Genomic DNA, 18420 nt, shown 5'->3' with positions numbered 1-18420 from the left:
GAAGTGTGGCGAGGGCCACTCGTTGAGCCTGGGTGATCCCTATTTGCCCTGTCTAGCCTCGTCGGATGCGTGACAACGGCACCCCCGACGACCCGAACAGCCCCGGCCGCCCGGCTGACCGTTTGGACGATACCCCGTCAACCGAATGGACAACCACTGCCTCGACGACTACCCGGCGTACCCGCTTGCGGGCCCTGCTGAACCCCCGCGCCCGGCTGGTGGTCGCCGCCGGCACGGCCTGCTGCCTCGGCCTGGTCGGCGTCAGCCAGCTCGACCTCGGCGCCGCGGACCGCGCCGCGAAGCCCGCCCCCGCCGTGGAGCTGGCCGAGCGCGCGGCGTTGGACGCGGCCTCCCGCGGCCTGGCCCGGCCGAGCACCACCCCGACCACGCCGACCACCCCGAGCGCCAGCCCGTCCCCGTCCCTGTCCGCGACGCCGAAGCCGAAGGTCAAGGCCACGCCGAAGGCGAAGCCGAAGCCGAAGCCACGCCGGATCGTCCCGGTCGCCGGCCTGAACCGCACCCAGATGGACAACGCCACGAAGATCGTGCGGGCCGGTCGGGAGATGGGTGTGCCGCGCCGGGGGCTGGTCATCGCGGTGGCCACCGCGATGCAGGAGAGCACGCTGCTCAACTACGCCAGCGGTGTGCTGCCCGAGTCGCAGAGCTACCCGCACCAGGCCGTCGGCTGGGACCACGACTCGGTCGGACTGTTCCAGCAGCGGCCGAGCAGCGGCTGGGGCACGGTGGCCCAGCTGATGGACCCGGAGTACGCCACCCAGGCGTTCCTCGCCGCGCTGGAGGAGATCCCCGGCTGGCAGGACCTGCCGTTGTCGGTCGCCGCCCAGGCGGTGCAGATCTCGGCGTTCCCCGACGCGTACGCGCAGCACGAGTGGCTGGCCGGTGAGGTGGTGGCGGAAGTCCTCGGCTGACCGAACTGGACGGTTGCCGGACGGCCGGTCCGGGTACCAAGGGGTTGCCGGTTCCAGGTACACATGAGGGGGACCGCGAACAGGAGGACGTCATGTCGCTGATGCAACGGATCACCACCTTCCTGCGGTCGCCGCGTGGTCAGCAGTTGGTCGACCGGGGCCGGCGCGAGATCGCCAAGCCGGAGAACCAGGCCCGGCTGCGGCAGCTCGCCAGCCGGCTGTCGTCGACCCGCCGTCGCTGACCGGCCCACCCCCCGCCGTACGAGCCCCGGAGCGTCCCGTGACCGACCCCGCCCCCGTCGACGGGGAGCCCACCGCCGTCCCCGCCGCCCCGGTCCCGCCGGTGGAGGCGCCCGAAGCGCCGCCGGCCACGCTGTGGGACCGGATGCGGGAGGACCCGCAGTACGCGCCGGAGCACCTGGCGCTGGAGGCGGTGCGCCGGCTCGGCCCCGAGGCCGCGCAGTGGGCCGCCCGGGCGCGGGCGGAGCGGCCGGACGCACCGCCCGAGCAACTGGCCGACCAGGTGGTCCGCAAGTTCGTCAACCACGCCCGGCTCTCCGGCGCGGTCTCCGGCGCCGCCGGGCTGCCGGGCGCGGTGATCGACGTGGGCGTGCTGGCCTGGACCCAGGCCCGGCTGGTGCTGCACGTGGCCGCCGCCTACGGCGTCGACCCGACACACTCCGACCGGGCCACCGACCTGCTGGTGCTCCAGCGGGTGCACAAGGCCGCCGAGACCGCCCGGCTGGCGCTGGGCGTGGCCGCCGGCCGGGAACGCGCCGGCGCGTTGTTCGGCTCCGCCGGCAACCGGGCGCTGGGTCGGGTGATGCTCCAGCTCGGCGTGCGGCTGGCCCGGATGGCCGGAGTCCGCGCCGCCAAGCGGATGTTCGCCAAGGTCGTCCCCGGAGCCGCGATCATCCTCGGCACCTGGGCCAACTCGTCGGCCACCAAGGAACTCGCCGACCGGGCCCGCGCGCTCTACCGGGTGGCCGGCCCACGGCAGCTCCCGGGCCCGCGCCAACCCTGACCGGGTCGGTCGGTCTCAGTCGCGGGCCCAGCCGGAGGCGTTCCAGGCCACCTCGGCCAGCCGGCCCTGGCCGGCCGCGTTCGGGTGGAACCAGTCCAGCGCGTTGACCTGGTCCAGGCCGAACCGGTGGCGGTGCACCGCGCCGCCGTCCCAGCGGCAGCGCGACCCGTACGCGCGGCAGGCGGCGCGCAGTTCGTCGTCGTACGCCTCGATCCGGGCCTTGACCTTGGCCCGGCGGGCCGTCGCGGCCGGCGCGGTCGACGTGGCGTCGGCCAGCAGCGCCGGGCAGACGCCGCGCGACCAGGCCCGGACGGCCCGCGACTCGGTGTGCCCGAGCTGCCAGAGGCGGTAGAGGTCGGGGATGCTGACCACCAGCACCCGCGCCTTCGGCCGGCCCTTGCGCACCACCGTCAGCGCCGCGTCGACCTGGTCCCGGAACGTGTCGGCCGGGGTCATCGCGTCGACCCCGGCCCGGCACACGTCGTTCGCGCCGATCAGCACGGTGACCAGGTCCGTCTTGTCGCGGACCGCGGACCGGGCCTGGTCGGCGAGCCCGGCCGCGCGGGCGCCGGGCTCGGCCCGGTTGTACGCCCGCAGCGCCGGCGCGTCCGCGCGCAGCCGGCGATAGACGCTCTCCACCCGCAGGCTGTCCCCGCTCGACCACGAGTTGCGTTCACAACTCACCAGCACCAGGCAGGAGCCGAAGCCGGTGGTGACCGAGTCGCCGAGCGCGGTCAGCACCCGGGGGTCACCGGGCCGGGGCGTGTCGGACGGGCGGGGCGACGCCGAGCCGGAGCCGTCGCAGGCCAGCGCCACCAGCGCCGCGACGCAGGCGAGCGCGGCGATCCAGCGTCGAGGCATGCGGGTTCCCCCGTCCGGTGGCACCAAGCGGCGCGTCGACCCTATGCGCCTCGGTCGTCCGTACGGAAGGTCTGTCGCCCATCTTTCATTGACATCGGTCGTTCACATTCGCGGGCTCAGCGCCGCCAGGGTGCCGGCTGGCCGTGCAGCCACCAGTGCAGCGCCCGGGTGATCCGCGGCAGCACCAGGTAGGTCATCAGCGGGGTCAGCACGAGCGTCATCAGCAGCGTCCGCCCCGCCAGCGGCACGTCGGCGACGAACCGGGCGGTCAGCAGCGTGGCGGTGAGGCTGAGCGGGAAGAACGCCAGCCAGATGGTGACCGCCTGCTTCCAGCGCGGCGGCGCGGCCGGGGCCGCCGGCTCGGCCGCCCCGACGGTCTCCACCGCGTGGTCCACCGGCCGGTCGAACCAGCCCTCGATGCCGGTACGGCGTTCCACCCGGGTGTGCTCGACGATGCCCTGCGCGGAACTCAGCCACCAGTGCCGCTGCGGGGAGTCCTCCCAGCCACGCAGCGTGTCCGCGTCGGCGAAGCGGTACATCACGTGCCACTCGGCGGAACCCGGGGCGCTGCGGACGAAGCCGGCGCCCAGGAACCCCGGGAAGCTCTCCGCGAGCGCCGTGCCGGCCCGCATCCACGCCACCATCTCCCCGGTACGCGCCGGGTCGGCGCGCCGCGAGACGGCGACGGTCACGGGCACCGCCTGCATCGTGGTCATGCCATCCTCTCCACCGCCGCGGGATCTCCGCCGGAACCGGCAGACCGATCCAACGCGTCCACCCCGCTGTCGCATCCGGCGCGTGCCCGCTCCGTGGCCGGGATCACCGGTCGCGCCGGCCGCACCGGTTAACCCCGGCCGAGCCGGGGTAGCCGGGAGGAATGACCCGATCACAGCCCCGCCGCGCCCGTGGCACGGTCGGACACGCGAACAGCGCGCTGAACCTGCGCCTCGTGCTGGCCCTGTTCGGTGTGGTCGTGATGACCGTCCTCGCGGTGTTCGCGTTCGCCGCCGACCTGGCCTGGCTGGGCGTCGTCTGCGCGATCCTCGCCGTGGTGGCCGTGGTCGATCTGGTCGTCATCCAGCGCCGTCGCGCCGCCCGCCGCCGGGAGGAGCCGGGCGTGCGGCACTCGCTGTTCGAGTGACAGGAGTCGCCATGCCCATCGCCACCACCAATCCCGCCACCGGACAGGTGCTCAAGACGTACGACGCGATGTCGGACGAGCAGGTCGACGCCGCGATCGAGCGGGCCGACCTCGCGTACCGGCAGTTGCGGGACACCACGATCGCGCAGCGCGCCCGGTGGCTCACCGCCGCCGCCGACCTGCTCGACGCCGAGCGGGACTCCACCGCCCGGCTGATGACCACCGAGATGGGCAAGACGTACGCCGCCGCGAAGGCGGAGGTCACCAAGTGCGCCACCGCCTGCCGCTTCTACGCGGAGAACGCGCCGGCGATGCTCGCCGACGAGCCGGCCGACGCCGCCGCGGTCAAGGCGAAGCGGGCGTACGTCCGCTACCAGCCGATCGGCGCGGTGCTGGCGGTGATGCCGTGGAACTTCCCGCTGTGGCAGGTGATGCGCTTCGCCGCCCCGGCCCTGATGGCCGGCAACACCGGCCTGCTCAAGCACGCCTCGAACGTGCCGCAGACCGCGCTCCACCTGGAGGACCTGTTCCGCCGCGCCGGTTTTCCCGAGGGCGCGTTCACCACGCTGCTGGTCGGCTCCGACGCGGTGGACCGCATCCTCAGCGACCCCCGGGTCCGCGCCGCCACGCTCACCGGCAGCGAGCCGGCCGGCCGCTCCATCGCGCAGATCGCCGGCCGGGAACTCAAGAAGACCGTGCTGGAACTGGGCGGCAGCGACCCGTTCGTGGTGATGCCCTCGGCCGACCTGGACCAGGCCGCCGAGGTGGCCACCACCGCCCGCTGCCAGAACAACGGCCAGTCCTGCATCGCCGCCAAGCGGTTCATCGTGCACACCGACGTCTTCGACGCGTTCGCCGAGAAGTTCGCCGCCCGGATGGCGGCGCTGCGGGTCGGCGACCCGATGGACGACGGCACCGACGTCGGTCCGCTGGCCAGCGAACGCGGCCGGGACGAGGTGCACGACCAGGTGACCGACGCGGTCCGGCAGGGCGCCACCGTGCTCTGCGGCGGCGAGAAGCCGACCGGGGACGGCTGGTTCTACCCCCCGACCGTGGTCACCGACCTGCGGCCGGAGATGCGGATGTGGAGCGAGGAGGTGTTCGGCCCGGTCGCCGGCCTCTACCGGGTCGGCTCGTACTCCGAGGCGATCGAGGTGGCCAACGGCACCAGCTTCGGCCTCGGCTCGAACGCCTGGACCACCGACCCGGCCGAGCAGGAGCGCTTCGCCACCGACCTGGACGCCGGCAACGTGTTCGTCAACGGCATGACCACGTCCTACCCGCAACTGCCGTTCGGCGGCGTGAAGAACTCCGGGTACGGCCGCGAGCTGTCCGCGCTGGGCATGCGCGAGTTCTGCAACACCAAGACGGTGTGGATCGGCGAGGGTGAGGCCGGCGCGGGCGCCGGCGCGCACGCCGAGTGAGGTGCGGTTGGCCGGACGCCGGCATGGGTAGGAGTGCTGCCCATGACGGCGTTCGGGTTCCACGCATCCCATGAGCAGATCCACCCGGCGAAGCTGCTGGAGGCGGTGGTCCACGCCGAACGGGCCGGCTTCGACGCGGCCATGTGCTCCGACCACTTCTCCCCGTGGAGCGAGCGGCAGGGCCAGTCCGGGTTCGCCTGGTCCTGGCTCGGCGCCGCGCTCCAGGCCACCAACCTCTCCTTCGGCGTGGTCAACGCCCCCGGCCAGCGCTACCACCCGGCGACCATCGCGCAGGCGATCGGCACGCTCGGCGCCATGTACCCCGGTCGCTTCTGGGCGGCGCTGGGCACCGGCGAGGCCAGCAACGAGCACATCACCGGCGACGTCTGGCCCCGCAAGGAGTTGCGCAACGCCCGGCTGCGCGAGTGCGTCGACGTGATCCGGGCGCTGCTGGCCGGCGAGGAGGTCAGCCACGACGGGCTGGTCACCGTGGACCGGGCCAAGCTGTGGACCCGCCCCGAGGAGCCGCCCGCGCTGGTCGGCGCCGCGGTCAGCGTGGCCACCGCCCGCTGGTGCGCCGAGTGGGCGGACGGGCTGATCACGGTCAACGCGCCGGTCGACCACCTCCGGCAGATGATCGACGCCTACCGGGACGCCGGCGGGCGCGGGCCGCTGCACCTCCAGGTGCACGTGAGCTGGGCGCCCGAGCAGGCCGAGGCCGAGGCGATCGCGTACGAGCAGTGGCGCAGCAACGTGTTCGCGCCGCCGGTCTGCTGGGACCTGGAGACCGCCGAGCACTTCGACGTGGTCAGCGCCGACGTGCCGATGTCGAAGGTCACCGACACCGTCAACGTCTCCGCCGATCTGGGCCGGCACGTCGGCTGGCTGGAGGAGTACGTCGAGCTGGGCTTCGACCAGATCGCCCTGCACCACGTGGGCCAGGAACAGCGCGCGTTCCTCGACGCGTTCGGCGCCGAGGTGCTGCCGAAGGTACGCCCGACCGCGTGATCACGGGCCGGCCCGGGGACGCCTAGGCTCGTACCCCGTGGAAGCTCTGTTCGAGGTCGTGGTGTTCCTGGCGATCGCCACGTTCGGGGCGGCGCTGGCCCGCCGGCTCGGGTTGCTCGCGCCGATCCTGCTGGTGGTGCTCGGCCTCGCGCTGTCCTTCCTGCCGTTCTTCCCGCACGTGCGGCTGGAACCGGACCTGGTGCTCGTCGGCATCCTGCCGCCGCTGCTCTACGTGGCGGCGGTGAACACCTCGGTGCCGGCGTTCCGGCTCAACCTGCGGCCGATCCTGCTGCTCGCAGTCGGGCTGGTGATCTTCACCGCGTTCGTGGTGGGCACCGTGGTGCACCTGTTCCTGCCCGACCTGCCGTACGCGATCTGCGTGGCGCTCGGCGCGGTGGTGGCGCCGCCCGACGCGGTCGCCGCCACCGCGGTGGCCCGTCGGGTCGGCCTGCCCCGGCGGGTCGTCACCATCCTGGAGGGCGAGAGCCTGGTCAACGACGCCACCGCGCTGGTGCTGCTGCGGGTGGCGATCGTCGCGGCCACCGCCACCACCGGCGGCGTCGGCGTCGGCTACGTGGCCCGGGAGGTGCTGATCGCCGCCGGCGGCGGCATCGTGGTCGGGGTGCTGGGCGTGGTGGTCTTCGGCTACCTGCACAAGCGCATCACCGACCCGGTGCTGGACAATGCGCTGTCGCTGATCGTGCCGTTCGCGGTGGTGTACGCCGCCGAGGAGATCCACGCGTCCGGCGTGGTCGCGGTGGTGGTGACCGGGCTCGGCATCGGCCACAAGCTGCCGATGCTCATGTCGGCCGGCTCCCGCCTCCAGGTGACCGCGTTCTGGCGACTGATCCAGTTCCTGCTGGAGGGGCTGGTGTTCCTCCTGGTCGGCCTGCAACTGCCCGAGGTGGTGCGCGACCTCGACGAACCGGTCGGCTCGCTGGTCGGGATCACCGCCGCGGTGCTCGCCGCCGTCTTCCTGTCCCGGTTCGTCTGGATGTTCCCGGCCACCTACCTGGCCCGGCTGGTGCCCCGGATCCGGCAGCGCGACCCCGCGCCGCCGGTGCAGTTCCCCATCGTCATCGGCTGGGCCGGCATGCGTGGCGTGGTGACGTTGGCCGCCGCGCTGGGTCTGCCGCTCACGCTCGCCGACGACCGGCCGTACCCGCGTGCGCTGCTGATCTGGCTGGCCTTCGCGGTGATCGTGGCCACCCTGGTCGGGCAGGGCGCCACCCTGCCGTGGCTGGCCCGGCGGCTGCGGCTGCCCCCCGACGACCCGGTGCAGGACGCGCTCTCCGCCGCCGGCGTGCAGCAGCGGGCCAGCCGCGCCGCCCGGGAACGGCTCGACGCGCTGGCCGGCGACGCGCCCGAGGCGGTGGTGGAACGGCTGCGCGGGCTGACCACGTCCCGCGCCAACCTGGCCTGGGAACGGCTCGGCGGCACCGACCGGGAGACCCCCTCCCAGGCGTACGCGCGGCTGCGGCAGGAGATGATCGACGCCGAGCGGGAGGTGTTCCGGGCCGCCCGCGACTCCGGCCAGATCCCGGAGGAGGTGCTCACCCGCGCCTACCGTGATCTGGACCTGGAGGAGTCGCTGCTACGACAGGAGGTTCTCGAATGAGCTGTCCGCACCTGACCGGGGCGGGCGACGCCGAGCCCGCCACCACCACCGAGTGCCCCGACTGCGTGGCGGTCGGCAACCGGGACTGGGTGCACCTGCGCGCCTGCCTGAGCTGCGGGCACGTGGGCTGCTGCGACTCGTCGCCGTACCAGCACGCGAGTAAGCACTTCGGGGCCACCGGGCACCCGGTGATGCGCTCGATCGAGCCGGGGGAGTCGTGGCGCTGGTGCTTCGCCGACGAGGAGATCGGCTGACGTCGGCGGCGCTCAGTCGAGCCGGCGGGCCAGCACCTGCCCCGGCCACGGCGGCCGACCCGGTCGGCTCACCGTGAACGGCTCGGTGGCGGTGAAACCGCAGCCCTCGTAGAAGCGCACCAACGCCCGGTCCGCGCTCCGGAAGCAGTCCACCCGCAGCAGGCCCAGCCCGCGTTGGCGGGCCAACTCCGCCGCGTGCGCCAGCAGCCGCGCGCCGACTCCCCGGCCCGCGTACGCCCGGTCGGTGACCAGCAGGTTGACGTACAGCTCCGGCTCGGTGGCCGGCGGCACGTGCTCGGTCGCGTCGCCGACCACAAGCGCGCCGACGACCGTGCCGTCGATCTCGGCGAGGTGCAGGCCGCCGCCGCGAGCGTAGGCGTCGGCCCGGGCGATGTGGCGCGTGTCGGTCGAGACCGGGTCGACGCCCCACTGCTCGGGCCGGCCGCGTTCGACCAGCCACGCGATGGCGCTGTCGAACAGCCGCAGCACGGTCGGCGCGTCCGCCGGGCCGCCGGGCCGGATGGTGATGCTTCCCCGTTCGGTCATCCCGTCATCCTGCTACCCGGGGTGACCGGCTGGCCGGTCGGGCACGTGCGTGCCGAGCACCGCGGACGCGCCGCTCACCGCGACCATCAGGAACGCCGTCAGCGAGTCGACGAGCAGGTAGGCCAGGCCGGCGACGGTCAGCCCGGCGCCCACCGAGGAGGCGGAGAGGCCGACGTCCCGGGTCAGGTACAACGCGCCGCCGGCCAGCCAGGGCCCGGTGCCGACGGTGTTGGCCAGGGTGGCGGACGCCAGCGTGCGCAGCGGGCCGGGCGGCGGAAGCGGCGAGACGCGTGCCATCAGCGTCCGGCGGGCGCCGGGCCGAGGGACGGTGTCCTCCGACAGACGGTGTCCTCCGCCGGCGGCGTCCCGTTGACGGTCATGACAGCGACGCTAGGCCCGGGCACACGCCCGACGGGTGCCCCGACCGGGGCGACACCGATCACATCGGACGGCACGGCCGGGGGCTCGAGCGCTCGGGCGTGTCGGCGCCGGCAGGATGGTGGCGTCGCGAGCGATATGACAGCAGGTCATAAATATGACCGAGCGGTATATCGTGTCCATCCGCATGGTCTCGCTGACGCGTCACGCACCGTGACGCCGGGCGGGCCCTTTCGGCACGGTCACCGAGTGGCCGACCGCTCCCGGGGGTGCGGCACCCGGACCGACGCCATGCCCGCCGCCGTCGCGGCCGCCACGCCGAGATCGGTGTCCTCGAAGACGAGACAGCCGGCCGGCTCGACGCCGAGCCGTCGGGCGGCCAGCAGGTAACCCTCCGGGTCGGGCTTGGCCCGCGTGCAGTCCTCGGCGCAGACCAGCGTGTCGAACCGGTCGAGCAGGCCCAGCGTGGTCAGCGAGGCGGTCACCGACTCCCGGGTGCTGCCGGAGACGACCGCGAACGGCAGCCACCCGTGCGCGTCCTCGATGTGCGCCAGCACCTCGGGCACGGCGCTGACCCCGGGCAGCAGTTCCTGGAACAGGTCCTCCCGGCGACGGGCCACCGCCTCGACCGGCATGGCCAGGCCGTGCCGCCGGTTGAGGTCGACGACGATGTCGGCGACCGGCCGGCCGCCCCAGGCGTAGAACAGGTCCTCCGGCAACTCGCAGCCCCACTCGGCCAGCGCCGCGCACCAGGCGCGGTGGTGCACCGGCATCGAGTCGACGATCGTGCCGTCGCAGTCGAACAGGTACGCGCGGAAGTCGCCGGCCGGCAGGGGGAGAGCCACCGGTGCAGCGTACGCCGAAAACCGTTCGCGTCCCCGCGCCCGCTCTGCCAGGGTCGGCGCCGTGCCGCACCGCAGCAGAAGCGCCCGCGCCGACGAACTGACCGGGATCCAGCGGATCGAGGTGGCCTCCGGCGCCCCGTTCCGGGAGATCGGCATGCACCTGGTGGCGGACATGCCACCGCTGCCCTTGGACGCGCTGGCCGCCGGGCAGCGCGCCGGCCGGCTGCGGGTGGCGGTCGACGCGGCCGACCGGCCGATCGCGTTCGTGCTCGTCGACCTCGTCGACGGGGCGGCCCACGTCCAGCAGCTCAGCGTCGACCCGGCGTACGCGCGGCGCGGCATCGGACGGGGCCTGCTCGACGAGGTGGCCGGTTGGGCGACGGCCGAGGGGTGGCCGGCGTTGACGCTGACCACGTTCCGGTCGGTGCCGTGGAACGCGCCGTACTACGCGCGCTGCGGGTTCCGTGAGCTGGCCGAGGCGGAGCTGACCCCGGGGCTGGCCGGGTTCCTGGCGGCCGAGGCGGCGCTCGGCTTCGACGCGACCGACCGGGTCGCGATGCGCCGGCCGGTCGACTGAACGGGCCCGGCGACGTGGGCAGGCGGGGCGTGGACCGGGCCGGCGTCGGTCAGTGGGCGCCGCCGAGGTTGAGCACCACCACGCCGGCGATGACCAGCCCGGCCCCGACGACCTTGGTCACGCTCAGCGGCTCGCCCAGGAACGCCGCGCCGACCGCCATGATGGCGGCGGTGCCGAGCCCGGACCAGATCGCGTACGCCACGCCGACCGGGACGTCCCGCACCACGAGGGCGAGCAGCCCGAACGCCGCCAGGTAGCACGCCACCAGGCCGACCGTGGGCCAGAGCCGGGTGAAGCCGTCGCTCGCCTTGAGCAGGCTGGTGCCGATCACCTCGGCGGTGATCGCGAGGGCCAGGAGCAGGTACGCCATCGGAGGACCGTACCCGCCGACGTCGCCGACCGGGCGGTGACGACGCCGGGCGGGCGCCGCCACCGCACGGTCGCGGGGACGGGGACGGGAACGGGAACGGGTCAGGAGACGGTGCAGGCCTTCCCGTTCAGGGTGATCAGGGTGGGATCGGGGTTGGGGGCGCCGGCGGAGGTGCCGTTCAGGCCGAACGTGGTGGACGCGCCCGGTGCCAGTTTGGCGTTCCACGCCAGGTTCTTCGCGGTCACCGTGGCGCCGCTCTGGGCGACCTGCGCCGACCAGGCGTGGGTCACCTTCTGGTCGCCGGTGAAGGCCCAGCGCAGGCTCCATCCGTTCACCGCCGACGTGCCGGTGTTGCGCACCGTCACCTGGGTGGTGAAGCCGGCCGGCCAGCTCCCGTGGGTGGTGTAGGTGACCGCGCAGGTGGGCGCCGGCACCGCCGCCGCGTCACCCTGGTCGGCCAGGAACGAGGCGAGCCAGGCCAGCGCCGAGTTCCAGTTGATCGCCACCTCGTTGGTCGCGTACGAGTTGATGTCGTCGACGTAGCAGAACATCGGCGCGCAGCCGGCGAGCAGGTTCGCCGCGTACGGGTCCTGGAGCGCGGCGTTCGGGCCGCCGGCGAGCGAGCCGGCCGGCGGGGTCGGCAGGTCCGGGTTGAGCTGGTGGCCGAAGATCCGGCTGTGCTGGTTGTGCGCGTTCTGCTCGCCCCAACCGGTCACGTAGGACATGTTCAGCGCGTTGCGGCCGAACAGGTAGTCGGCGGCCTGCACCGCGCCGTCCCGGTACTTCGCGTTCCGGCTCAGGTCGAACGCGGTGGCCAGCACGATCGTGTTGTTCACGATGTTGCTGTTGCTGCCCCAGACGTACGCGTCGGCGGTGCCGGGCATCGGCAGCCCGTACGCCTGGTCGGCGATCGTGGCCAGGTAGCGGTCCGCGGCGGCGGTGATCGACGCGCGGATGCGGGTCTTCTCCGCCGCCGGCAGCGTGTTCGGCACGGTGGCCAGGTCGAGCCGGCCCAGCGCGGCCACGCTCTGCCAGCCGAACGCGCCGTTGGGGGTGAACACGTCGGCGGTGTGCAGCGGCGAGCCGGTGACGTCGGCGAGGTACGCCTTGTCGCCGGTGGTCAGCCACAGCTCGGCCGCGGCCCAGTAGAACTCGTCGGTGACGTTGTTGTCCTCGTACGCGCCACCGCCGGTGCCGTCGCTGGCCGAGGCGTAGATCGCCGGGTGCGCCTTGGCCGCCGCGTACGCGGTCTTCGCGGCCGTGCCGCAGCGGGTCGCGTACGCGGCGTCGTACGGGGCGAACAGCCGCGCGCACTGGGCGGCGACGGCGGCCAGGTTGAGCGTGGCCGCGGTGGACGGCGGGTGCAGCTCACGCACCTGCGGGTCGTCCTGCGGGGCGAGCGGGAGGCCGGTCCAGTTCTGGTCGTGGATCTTGTGGTGGACCATCCCGGCCAGCGGCTTGCCGGCCGGCACCTGCATGCGCAGCAGGAAGTCCAGCTCCCAGCGGGCCTCGTCGAGCACGTCCGGCACGTCGTTGCCGCGCTCGGGCACCCGCAGCGTGGCGTCGCCGAGCGCCGCGCCGCCGTCGGCGGTCTCCGCGGTCTTGGTGCGCTCGAACGTGTTGAGGAGCTGGTAGGTGGCGATGCCGCCGTTGACCACGTACTTGCCGTGGTCGCCGGCGTCGTACCAGCCGCCGCGCACGTCCAGCTTGTAGTCGCAGACGCCGGGCTGGCAGGGCACGTCGGTGTCGCCCTTGTTGGGGGCGACGTCGAGGTGGCCGGCGGGGCGGGCGTACTCGTCGCCGATCAGGTCGCCGTCGATCGCGATGCCGCTGCGCTGGGCGTAGAAGAACTGGAGCGAGTCCGCGCGCAGCCGGTCGTAGACCGTGCCGGAGATGTCGAACGGGTGGCTGGTCTCCCCGTCGACGGTCAGCGTGTAGCCGGTTCCGGGCGTGCGGTACGCGGAGAAGTCGACGGTCTGCACGTTCTGCGCCGACGCCTCGTCCACGCCGCGCGGCGTGCTCTCGCCGCTGGCCACCACGGCCCCGGCGGCGGACGTGAGCTGCCAGGGCAGCGCCCCGGTGGCCTCGGTGACCACGGTGGCGTGCTTCGGGCCGCCGGGCAGGTAGCCGACCTGGTTGACCCGGACCCGGGGGCCGGTGTCCGGCTCGTACGGCGGGGCCGCCTCGCCGCCGCGCAGCGACACGTTGTCGAGGCAGAACGTCTGCGCCTGCGCGCTGCCGCCGACCTGGAAGATGAGCTGCGCGCCGGCGTTGTCGGCCGGCGCGGTGAACGTGGTGGTGACGTGCTTCGCGGTGCCGGTGGCGGTGGCGTCCACGCTGGCGTACGTGGTGTACGGGGCGCTGCCGAGCTGGAGCACCGCCTTGAGCGCCGCCCCGGGGGTGGCGGAGACGTCGAAGGAGAGTTCGTACTCGGCGCCGGAGATCAGCGGCACCGCGTCCTGGCCGATGCCGGCGTCCCAGGGGTTGGCCGTGCCGGCGGCGACCGTGGTGCAGAGCCGGCCGTCGGTGACCGCCAGCTCACCGGTGCCGTAGGAGAACCAGGGGGAGACGCCGGCGCTGAAGTCGCCGTTGCGGAGTTGTTCGGGGGCGTCCGGCGGCACCTCGGCAAGGGCCGGGCCGGCGGTGAGGCCGGTGAGCGCCAGGGTGGCGGTCGCGGCGAGCGCGACCAGCCGACGACGGGAACGGGTCACGGAGGGTTCCTTCCGTGCTCAGGGGTGACGGTGGGGGAGCGACGGGAGCTGGGAGCGCTCCCAATATCAGGCCGATGTTTCCATCGCGTTCCGTCGCTGTCAATCGATCCGGTCCGATGGCGGGCGTGCGCCCACGCGCAGTGAGATTCACCGCGCCACGTACGATGGTGGTGATCTCCTAGAGACAACCGAGCCCTCAACCTGGCAGGCTGCGTCCCATGACCCTGAAGCTTCGTTCCGTCGGAGCGAGCGACCGTGGGCTGATCCGCAGCGGCAACCAGGACGCCCAGCACGCCGGCCCCTGGCTGGTCGCGGTCGCCGACGGCATGGGCGGCATGGCGGCCGGCGACCTGGCCAGCCGCATCGCGATCGACGCGATCGCCCCGCTGGACGTGGAGACCCCGGAGGACGCGCTGGTCGCCGCGCTCCAGGGCGCCATCGAGCGGGCCACCGCGGGCATCCGCCGGGCGGTCGAGGAGGACCCGGAACGCCAGGGCATGGGCACCACGCTGACCGCGTTGCTGTTCGCCCGCACCGGAAGCTGCCTGGCGCTGGCACACGTCGGCGACTCCCGGGCCTACCTGTTCCGCGACGGCGTGCTCAAGCAGGTCACCCGCGACGACACGTTCGTGCAGATGCTCGTCGACCAGGGCCTGATCACCCCCGACCAGGCGAGCAGCCACCCCCGGCGCGCCGTGGTGACCCAGGCGTTGCAGGGCGAGCAGGTCTCCCCGGCGTACGCCACCATGGTGCCCCGGGCCGGTGACCGCTGGCTGCTGTGCAGCGACGGCCTCTCCAACGTGGTCCGCGCCGACACCCTCACCGAGGTGCTCGGCGAGGGCCTGGACCGGGACGCCTGCGCGGCCCGGCTCATCGACCTCGCGCTGCGCGCCGGCGGGCCGGACAACATCACCGTGGTGATCGCCGACGTCGTCGAGGAGTGAGCCCGGTCAGCGTCGGCGCGGGCTGGCCCGGCGAGTCGGCTCGGCCGTCGTCGGGTCCTCCGGCCACGGGTGTCGCGGGTAGCGCCCGCGCAGCTCCGCCCGCACCTGCGGATAGCCGTTCCGCCAGAACGAGGCCAGGTCCGCGGTGACCGCCACCGGCCGTCCGGCCGGCGAGAGCAGGTGCAGCAGCACCGGCACCCGCCCGTCGGCGATCCGGGGCACGTCCCGCCAACCGAACGTCTCCTGGAGCTTGACCGCGAGCACCGGCGCTGCCGCATCGGCGTAGTCCACCCGGATCCGCGAGCCGCTCGGCACCGGCAGCCGCTCCGGCGCCAGCTCGTCCAGCCGGGCCGCCTGCCGCCAGTCGAGCAGCCGGCGTAGCGCCGTGGTCACGTCGACGCGGGCCAGGTCGGCCCGGCGGCGCGCCCGGCCCAGCTCCGGCCCGAGCCAGCCGGGCGCGGCGGCGAGCAACGCGGCGTCCGACACGTCCGGCCAGTCGTCGCCGAGCGCCTGCCGGCAGAAGGCCAGCCGGTGGCGCAGCGCGGTCGCCTCCGGCGTCCAGCGCAGCAGCCCCGCGCCCTCCTGCCGCAGCCCGTCCAGCACCGCCGCCGCGACCAGCTCCGGCTCGGGCGCGGCGAGCGGCCGGTCGACCAGCTCGATCGCGCCGAGACGGACCACCTCCCGGGCCACCACCCCGCCGCCGGACCAGGCGACCTCCCGCCCGTCGCGCAGCAGCGCCGCGCCGGCCTCCCGCGCGGTCGCCTCGTCGACCGGCGCGGCCAGCCGGACCCGGGCGGCCGGCGCGCCGGGGGAGCGGTCGGCGACCGCGACGGCCAGCCACGTCGACCCGGCCAGCCCCGACCCCGCCGCCAGCTCCGCGGCGGTGCCACCGGCCATCAGGTACGCGGACCCGCCGGGCCGCCGCACCCGGGCCAACCGTTCCGGGTACGCCAAGCCGGCCAGCAGCCCGGCGGCCAGATCGTCCGGCAGGCGCTCCGGCCGGCCGCCGGCTGTCTGTCCGGGCTGTTCCGGCCGGCCGCCGGTGTCTCCGGCGGGCCGGTGCGGTGGTTGGCCGGTCGGCGCTCCGGGCTCCGGCCGGCTGTCGGCGGTGCGGGCGGGCAGGGCGGCGCGCAGCCGGCGTACCTCGGCGCGCCACCGGGCGGTGGCGGCCGGGTCGGTGCCGGCGCGCAGTCGGCGCCACCGGGCCGGCAGGTCGTCCCCCACGCCGCCCGACGACTCGTCGGCGAGCACCGCCACCACCTCGGCCGCCCGGTCGGCGCCGACCCGCCGCGCGCCGTCGAGCAACGCCCGGGCCAGCCGGGGATGGGCGCCGACCGACGCGATCGCCCGCCCCCGGGACGTGATCCGGCCGTCGGCGTCGACCGCGCCGAGCGTGCCCAGGGTCTCCCGGGCCACGGCCAGCGCGGCCGGCGGCGGCGGATCGGGCAGCGCCAGGCCGCTGCCGTCCCACGTGCCCCAGGCGGCCAGCTCCAGCGCGAACCCGGTCAGGTCGGCGGTGGCGATCTCCGGTTCGGGCTGCGGGGCGAGCCGGGCGTGCGTCGCCTCCGACCAGCAGCGGTAGACCGCACCCGGGGCCTCCCGCCCGGCCCGGCCGGCCCGCTGGGTGGCCGCCGCCCGGGACACCGGCACGGTGACCAGCGCGCCCAGCCCACGGGCCAGGTCGGTGCGCGGTACCCGGCTCAGCCCGGCGTCCACCACCACCCGCACCCCCGGCACGGTCAGGCTGCTCTCCGCCACCGCGGTGGCCAGCACGACCCGCCGCCGGACGGTTCCCGGGTGGGCGGTTCCTCGGCCGGACGGTGGGGCCAGCGCGGCGTCCTGGGCGGCGCCGGAGAGCCGGCCGTGCAGCGGCAGCACGGCGACCGTGTCGCGCAGGTCGGCCAGTCGCCCGGCGACGGCCGCGATCTCGCCCGCCCCGGGCAGGAAGACCAGCACGTCGCCGACCCGCTCGCGCAGCGCCCGGCGCACCGTGGCGGCCACGTGGTCCAGCAGCGCCGGGTCCACCCGGCCCGCGCCGGGTGGGGCGATCGGGCGCGGCGGTGGCGCCCACACCCGGTCGACCGGGTGCAACGCGGCCTCGGCACGGACGACCGGGGCGGGCACGCCGCCGCCGAGCAGCGCGGCGAACCGGTCCGCCTGCGGGGTCGCCGACATCGCCAGCAGCCAGAGGTCCGGACGCAGGGTGGCCCGGGCCTCCACGCTGAACGCCAACGCCAGGTCGGCGTCGAGTTGCCGCTCGTGACACTCGTCCAGCAGGACCGCGTCCACCCCGGGCAGCTCCGGGTCCTGGTGCAGCCGGCGTACCAGCAGGCCGGTGGTGACCACCTCGACCCGGGTCCGGGGCCCGCTCCGGCGCTCGCCCCGGACCGCGTACCCGATCCGGTCGCCGACCCGCTCGCCGAGCAGGGCGGCCATCCGGTGCGCGGCGGCGCGGGCGGCCACCCGCCGGGGCTGGGCGATCACCACCCGCCCGGTGACCGCGTCGGCGACCGCCAGCGGCGCGGTCGTGGTCTTGCCGGTGCCCGGCGGCGCCACCAGCACCCCGGCGCCCGCCGCGCGCAGCGCCTCGACGAGCGCCGGCAGCACCGGCCGGACCGGCAGGTCGAGAGGAACGTCGGCGAGCACGCCCCCACTCTCGCACCCACCCCCGGAACAAGCACGGGCCCCCTGTTCACAGGGGGCCCGTGCTTGTTCCGGGCACGGAACGGCCCGGCCGGCGCATCGCCGACCGGGCCGAGAGCCGCTAGTACGTGCCGTGGAGCTGGCCGCGCAGCTTGGTCAGCGCCCGCGCCAGCAGCCGGGACACGTGCATCTGCGAGACGCCGATCTGCTCGGCGATCTGCGACTGGGTCAGGTTGCCGTAGAAGCGCAGCGTGAGGATCCGCTGCTCGCGCTGGTCGAGCGTGGCCAGCGCCGGGCCGAGCGCGACCCGCATCTCGGCCAGCTCGAACTCGCCGTCCTCGCCGCCGAGCAGGTCGCCCAGCTCGGTGGCGCGCTCGCCGTCACCGGTGGGGGTGGACAGCGACACCGCGTTGTAGGCGCGGGCGCCTTCCAGGCCCTCCAGCACCTCTTCCTCGGTGACCTTGAGGTGGGCGGCGATGTCGGCGACCGTCGGCGACCGGCCGAGCGTCTGGAGCAGGGTGCTGTTGGCGTCGGAGATCGCCAGGCGCAGCTCCTGGAGCCGGCGCGGCACCCGGATGTCCCAGGTGCGGTCGCGGAAGTGGCGCTTGAGTTCACCGATGATGGTCGGGATGGCGTAGCCGGCGAAGTCGACGCCGCGGGACGGGTCGAACTTGTCGATCGCCTTGATCAGCCCGATCGCCGCGGTCTGTGCCAGGTCGTCGGTGGGCTCGCCCCGGCCGCTGTAACGGTGGGCGAGGTGGTTGGCCAGCGGGAGCCAGGCCTCGATGGCGCGGTCGCGCAGGGCGGCCCGCGAGGGGTGGTTCGGGGGCAGCGCGACCATCGCGTCGAGCAGATTGGCGGCGCTGTCGGTGAGTGAGCGGGGGTCGAGCTTCGCGGGTGCCTTGGTCGTCGGGGCGGTCATGGTGGTCCTCCCTGCACCTCGTCCGCGGAGAAAAAGAAGAGACGCTGTGGTTTAGGTTTAAGTAGTCCGTTCGGGAGCAACACTAGCCTGATCGGCTAACAGAAATCCAGCCGAAAGTACGATGCACTTACGGTGTATCGGGGTAGGAAAGGTTCTTATCGGGCCATAGTCCGCCCGAATCGCCGGGACGGAGTGTCGACTTTCTGTCGTTGTCCCGCCAATGAG

At 74.4% G+C, this 18420-nt stretch carries 19 protein-coding genes; 10 read left to right on the top strand and 9 right to left on the bottom strand.

Annotated elements, in window-relative coordinates:
* The first annotated feature begins 65 nt into the window (after positions 1 to 65).
* From ACLQ2W_RS16100 to ACLQ2W_RS16090, 3 genes are all read left to right on the top strand, one after another.
* Complete coding sequence (locus ACLQ2W_RS16100) at positions 66 to 929, top strand: peptidase M23 (protein ID WP_425787121.1); 864 nt, start codon at positions 66 to 68, stop codon at positions 927 to 929.
* Between the two features lie 92 nt (positions 930 to 1021).
* The gene (locus tag ACLQ2W_RS16095) at positions 1022 to 1171 is read left to right on the top strand and encodes a hypothetical protein (protein WP_199199904.1); all 150 of its coding nucleotides are present in this window, start codon (positions 1022 to 1024) and stop codon (positions 1169 to 1171) included.
* A gap of 38 nt (positions 1172 to 1209) precedes the next feature.
* Positions 1210 to 1953 (top strand): EcsC family protein, encoded by a 744-nt coding sequence (locus tag ACLQ2W_RS16090; RefSeq protein WP_425787120.1) that lies wholly within the window; start codon positions 1210 to 1212, stop codon positions 1951 to 1953.
* A gap of 15 nt (positions 1954 to 1968) precedes the next feature.
* Here the strand turns inward: ACLQ2W_RS16090 and ACLQ2W_RS16085 are convergent, their stop codons facing one another.
* Complete coding sequence (locus ACLQ2W_RS16085) at positions 1969 to 2814, bottom strand: GDSL-type esterase/lipase family protein (protein ID WP_425787119.1); 846 nt, start codon at positions 2812 to 2814, stop codon at positions 1969 to 1971.
* A gap of 116 nt (positions 2815 to 2930) precedes the next feature.
* Complete coding sequence (locus ACLQ2W_RS16080) at positions 2931 to 3530, bottom strand: antibiotic biosynthesis monooxygenase (RefSeq protein WP_425787118.1); 600 nt, start codon at positions 3528 to 3530, stop codon at positions 2931 to 2933.
* Positions 3531 to 3691: 161 nt separating this feature from the next.
* Here ACLQ2W_RS16080 and ACLQ2W_RS16075 point away from each other — a divergent pair, with 161 nt between their 5' ends.
* Genes ACLQ2W_RS16075 through ACLQ2W_RS16055 form a run of 5 tightly spaced genes read left to right on the top strand, consistent with a single transcriptional unit; the run spans position 3692 to position 8259 of the window.
* Positions 3692 to 3955: a DUF6343 family protein gene (locus ACLQ2W_RS16075; protein ID WP_107160622.1), complete on the top strand. Its 264-nt coding sequence runs from the start codon at positions 3692 to 3694 to the stop codon at positions 3953 to 3955.
* A gap of 11 nt (positions 3956 to 3966) precedes the next feature.
* Positions 3967 to 5379, top strand: a complete 1413-nt coding sequence (locus ACLQ2W_RS16070) for an NADP-dependent succinic semialdehyde dehydrogenase (protein ID WP_425787117.1) — start codon at positions 3967 to 3969, stop codon at positions 5377 to 5379.
* 42 nt (positions 5380 to 5421) lie between these two features.
* Positions 5422 to 6387 carry a TIGR03885 family FMN-dependent LLM class oxidoreductase gene (locus tag ACLQ2W_RS16065; protein ID WP_425787116.1) on the top strand — a complete coding sequence of 322 codons (966 nt, stop codon included), beginning with the start codon at positions 5422 to 5424 and terminating at the stop codon, positions 6385 to 6387.
* A 37-nt stretch (positions 6388 to 6424) separates the two neighbouring features.
* Entirely contained in the window at positions 6425 to 8005 is a 1581-nt protein-coding gene (locus ACLQ2W_RS16060) for a Na+/H+ antiporter (protein ID WP_425787115.1), read from the top strand.
* A complete protein-coding gene (locus tag ACLQ2W_RS16055; RefSeq protein ID WP_425787114.1) occupies positions 8002 to 8259 on the top strand; it encodes a UBP-type zinc finger domain-containing protein in 258 nt (85 codons plus the stop codon). Before ACLQ2W_RS16060 ends, ACLQ2W_RS16055 begins: the two co-directional genes overlap by 4 nt.
* 12 nt (positions 8260 to 8271) lie before the next feature.
* Here ACLQ2W_RS16055 and ACLQ2W_RS16050 read toward each other — a convergent pair whose 3' ends face one another.
* The 3 genes from ACLQ2W_RS16050 to ACLQ2W_RS16040 all read right to left on the bottom strand — a co-directional run bounded on the left by ACLQ2W_RS16050 (position 8272) and on the right by ACLQ2W_RS16040 (position 10028).
* On the bottom strand, positions 8272 to 8805 hold the full coding sequence (locus tag ACLQ2W_RS16050) for a GNAT family N-acetyltransferase (RefSeq protein WP_425787113.1): 534 nt from the start codon (positions 8803 to 8805) through the stop codon (positions 8272 to 8274).
* Positions 8806 to 8817: 12 nt separating this feature from the next.
* Positions 8818 to 9102 carry a hypothetical protein gene (locus tag ACLQ2W_RS16045; RefSeq protein ID WP_425787112.1) on the bottom strand — a complete coding sequence of 95 codons (285 nt, stop codon included), beginning with the start codon at positions 9100 to 9102 and terminating at the stop codon, positions 8818 to 8820.
* Between the two features lie 323 nt (positions 9103 to 9425).
* Positions 9426 to 10028 (bottom strand): HAD family hydrolase, encoded by a 603-nt coding sequence (locus tag ACLQ2W_RS16040; protein WP_425787111.1) that lies wholly within the window; start codon positions 10026 to 10028, stop codon positions 9426 to 9428.
* Positions 10029 to 10089: 61 nt separating this feature from the next.
* On the opposite strand from ACLQ2W_RS16040, the gene ACLQ2W_RS16035 reads away from it, so the two are divergent.
* Positions 10090 to 10605, top strand: coding sequence for a GNAT family N-acetyltransferase (locus ACLQ2W_RS16035; protein WP_425787110.1), 516 nt, complete (start codon positions 10090 to 10092; stop codon positions 10603 to 10605).
* Between the two features lie 49 nt (positions 10606 to 10654).
* Here ACLQ2W_RS16035 and ACLQ2W_RS16030 read toward each other — a convergent pair whose 3' ends face one another.
* Together ACLQ2W_RS16030 and ACLQ2W_RS16025 are read right to left on the bottom strand one after the other, a co-directional pair.
* Positions 10655 to 10975, bottom strand: coding sequence for a DMT family transporter (locus ACLQ2W_RS16030; RefSeq protein WP_091067592.1), 321 nt, complete (start codon positions 10973 to 10975; stop codon positions 10655 to 10657).
* A 101-nt stretch (positions 10976 to 11076) separates the two neighbouring features.
* Positions 11077 to 13686 carry a glycoside hydrolase family 9 protein gene (locus tag ACLQ2W_RS16025; RefSeq protein ID WP_425787109.1) on the bottom strand — a complete coding sequence of 870 codons (2610 nt, stop codon included), beginning with the start codon at positions 13684 to 13686 and terminating at the stop codon, positions 11077 to 11079.
* Positions 13687 to 13904: 218 nt separating this feature from the next.
* Here ACLQ2W_RS16025 and ACLQ2W_RS16020 point away from each other — a divergent pair, with 218 nt between their 5' ends.
* Positions 13905 to 14630 carry a PP2C family protein-serine/threonine phosphatase gene (locus tag ACLQ2W_RS16020; protein ID WP_425787108.1) on the top strand — a complete coding sequence of 242 codons (726 nt, stop codon included), beginning with the start codon at positions 13905 to 13907 and terminating at the stop codon, positions 14628 to 14630.
* A gap of 6 nt (positions 14631 to 14636) precedes the next feature.
* On the opposite strand, the gene ACLQ2W_RS16015 is transcribed toward ACLQ2W_RS16020, so the two are convergent.
* Together ACLQ2W_RS16015 and ACLQ2W_RS16010 are read right to left on the bottom strand one after the other, a co-directional pair.
* Positions 14637 to 17276, bottom strand: a complete 2640-nt coding sequence (locus ACLQ2W_RS16015) for an ATP-dependent RNA helicase (RefSeq protein WP_425787107.1) — start codon at positions 17274 to 17276, stop codon at positions 14637 to 14639.
* 118 nt (positions 17277 to 17394) lie between these two features.
* Positions 17395 to 18195 (bottom strand): SigB/SigF/SigG family RNA polymerase sigma factor, encoded by an 801-nt coding sequence (locus tag ACLQ2W_RS16010; RefSeq protein WP_405093493.1) that lies wholly within the window; start codon positions 18193 to 18195, stop codon positions 17395 to 17397.
* Positions 18196 to 18420 lie beyond the last annotated feature (225 nt).

The organism is Micromonospora sp. DT227 (assembly GCF_049841835.1).
Lineage (GTDB): Bacteria > Actinomycetota > Actinomycetes > Mycobacteriales > Micromonosporaceae > Micromonospora.
The sequence above is the reverse complement of the archived record's forward strand: the minus strand, read 5'-3'. Positions and strand labels throughout refer to the sequence as shown.

What these genes read in the sequence shown, in the direction of transcription:
- ACLQ2W_RS16100 (WP_425787121.1), top strand. Translation starts at nt 66, where the DNA reads ATGCGTGACAACGGCACCCCCGACGACCCGAACAGCCCCGGCCGCCCG.
- ACLQ2W_RS16095 (WP_199199904.1), top strand. Translation starts at nt 1,022, where the DNA reads ATGTCGCTGATGCAACGGATCACCACCTTCCTGCGGTCGCCGCGTGGT.
- ACLQ2W_RS16085 (WP_425787119.1), bottom strand. Translation starts at nt 2,814, where the DNA reads ATGCCTCGACGCTGGATCGCCGCGCTCGCCTGCGTCGCGGCGCTGGTG.
- ACLQ2W_RS16080 (WP_425787118.1), bottom strand. Translation starts at nt 3,530, where the DNA reads ATGACCACGATGCAGGCGGTGCCCGTGACCGTCGCCGTCTCGCGGCGC.
- ACLQ2W_RS16075 (WP_107160622.1), top strand. Translation starts at nt 3,692, where the DNA reads ATGACCCGATCACAGCCCCGCCGCGCCCGTGGCACGGTCGGACACGCG.
- ACLQ2W_RS16070 (WP_425787117.1), top strand. Translation starts at nt 3,967, where the DNA reads ATGCCCATCGCCACCACCAATCCCGCCACCGGACAGGTGCTCAAGACG.
- ACLQ2W_RS16065 (WP_425787116.1), top strand. Translation starts at nt 5,422, where the DNA reads ATGACGGCGTTCGGGTTCCACGCATCCCATGAGCAGATCCACCCGGCG.
- ACLQ2W_RS16055 (WP_425787114.1), top strand. Translation starts at nt 8,002, where the DNA reads ATGAGCTGTCCGCACCTGACCGGGGCGGGCGACGCCGAGCCCGCCACC.
- ACLQ2W_RS16050 (WP_425787113.1), bottom strand. Translation starts at nt 8,805, where the DNA reads ATGACCGAACGGGGAAGCATCACCATCCGGCCCGGCGGCCCGGCGGAC.
- ACLQ2W_RS16045 (WP_425787112.1), bottom strand. Translation starts at nt 9,102, where the DNA reads ATGGCACGCGTCTCGCCGCTTCCGCCGCCCGGCCCGCTGCGCACGCTG.
- ACLQ2W_RS16030 (WP_091067592.1), bottom strand. Translation starts at nt 10,975, where the DNA reads ATGGCGTACCTGCTCCTGGCCCTCGCGATCACCGCCGAGGTGATCGGC.
- ACLQ2W_RS16020 (WP_425787108.1), top strand. Translation starts at nt 13,905, where the DNA reads ATGACCCTGAAGCTTCGTTCCGTCGGAGCGAGCGACCGTGGGCTGATC.
- ACLQ2W_RS16010 (WP_405093493.1), bottom strand. Translation starts at nt 18,195, where the DNA reads ATGACCGCCCCGACGACCAAGGCACCCGCGAAGCTCGACCCCCGCTCA.